General features: G+C 61.5%; 3 protein-coding genes. All 3 read left to right on the plus strand.

Annotation, left to right across the window (positions count from 1 at the left end; genetic code table 11):
* On the plus strand, positions 1 to 942 hold a 942-nt coding region (gene yedE, locus MWC30_RS21060), incomplete at its 5' end, for a YedE family putative selenium transporter (RefSeq protein ID WP_244086172.1).
* 22 nt (positions 943 to 964) lie between these two features.
* The gene (locus MWC30_RS21065; RefSeq protein WP_244086173.1) at positions 965 to 1,180 is read left to right on the plus strand and encodes a sulfurtransferase TusA family protein; all 216 of its coding nucleotides are present in this window, start codon (positions 965 to 967) and stop codon (positions 1,178 to 1,180) included.
* A 9-nt stretch (positions 1,181 to 1,189) separates the two neighbouring features.
* The coding region (locus MWC30_RS21070; RefSeq protein ID WP_244086174.1) for a DUF3343 domain-containing protein at positions 1,190 to 1,687 on the plus strand (498 nt) is incomplete at its 3' end.

The raw sequence follows: 1,687 nt of genomic DNA on the forward strand, positions 1-1,687 counted from the left end.
GGCATGCACCGGGCGGAGCTGGTGCAGTACCTGAGGCCGGAGATCCTGGGGTTTGTGCTGGGGTCTTTTGCTGCCGCCCTGGCGCTCGGTGAGTTCAAATCCAGGGGAGGTTCGGCGCCCCTGGCAAGGTTTGTCCTGGGCATGACCGCCATGATCGGCGCGCTGGTTTTTCTCGGCTGCCCCTGGCGCACGCTGCTGCGCCTGGCGGGGGGCGACGGCAATGCCCTCTTCGGGCTTGCAGGCCTGGTGGCCGGAGTATGGCTCGGCACCCTTTTCTTCAAACAGGGCTACAACCTGGGGCGCAGCAGCAAACAGAGCTTCGGGACAGGGCTCCTCATGCCGCTGCTCATGGTCGGCCTGCTCCTGCTGCGCATCATCTATCCTCCCGTCGAGGGGCAGGCTCAGAGTGGAGTCCTTTTCTACAGTCTGAAAGGACCGGGGGCTGCGTATGCACCCCTTTGGATTTCTCTCGGCATCGGCCTGTTTGTGGGCGTGCTGGCCCAGCGCAGCCGTTTCTGCACCATGGGGGCGCTGCGGGACCTGATCCTCTTCAAGCAATGGCATCTCTTTTCCGGCTTTCTGGCCCTGCTGGCGGCTGCTTTGCTGACCAACCTGGTCCTCGGCCAGTTTCATCCCGGCTTCGAAAAACAGCCCGTGACGCATACCTTGGGCTTCTGGAACTTCGCCGGCATGCTCGTTGCCGGTCTGTCCTTCGCCCTGGCGGGAGGGTGCCCGGGGCGCCAGCTGTTCATGTCCGGTGAAGGGGACGCCGACGCCGGGGTGTTCGTTTTTGGAATGATCACGGGAGCCGCCCTGGCACACAATTTCGGCCTGGCCAGCTCTCCTGCCGGTATCGGTCCTCATGGAACGGCCGCCGTGGTGATGAGCCTTTTCTTCTGCCTGGTCATCGGTTTCGGCAATATCCAAAGGGCTCGCGCCTGAGCAAGGAAAGGATGATGAAGAGATGAGCGATATCGTGGACGCCAGGGGCCTTTCATGTCCTCAACCGGTTTTGCTGGCGTTGTCCAAAATGAAAGAGAAGACAAGCGGTGAAATTGAGGTCGTTGTCGACAACGAGGTGAGTCGTGAAAACGTCAGCCGTGCCGCCCGGTCTCAGGGCTGGGAGGTTCGGGAGGGGGGCCGGGAGGGAGACGACACCCATTTGATCCTGACCCATTGAGGGGCCTTTATGGTACTATGGAAAAAAATTGCCGATTTCGCCAGGCGCGTTGTCGGAGGGGAAGCCGGTGGGGACAAAGAAGCCGGCGGCAGCCGTTCCGACAAGGGCATCCTGGTGTTTCATCATACGAGTGAAGTGATCCAGGCGGAGACCCTTCTGAAGGAAGCCGGCCTCCAAGTATCCGTGAAGGGGCCGCCTCCCGACCTCCGGACGGGGTGCGACCTCGTAATCGAATTTCCCCTGGCTGCCCAACTGAATGTCAGTGTTTTGCTTGACAAGGCGCGGATCACCCCGCTGAAGATCCTGCCCCTGCAAAACCTCCTGCTGGAGCCCGTGAGCCTCTTTCACGTGAAGGATTTCGGGGACTACCTCATGGTGCGGGCCGCCAACATGAAGATAACGGTGGATCAACGAAACCTGCGGATTGTCAACATCTCCGGAGGCGGATGCCCGGATGTGCCCTACCTGGCGGAGCGCCTGGTGGGCAGGACCCTGCGTGAGGCGCCT

The sequence above is a fragment of the Desulforhabdus sp. TSK genome (assembly GCF_022836495.1).
In the GTDB taxonomy this organism is placed as follows: domain Bacteria; phylum Desulfobacterota; class Syntrophobacteria; order Syntrophobacterales; family Syntrophobacteraceae; genus Desulforhabdus.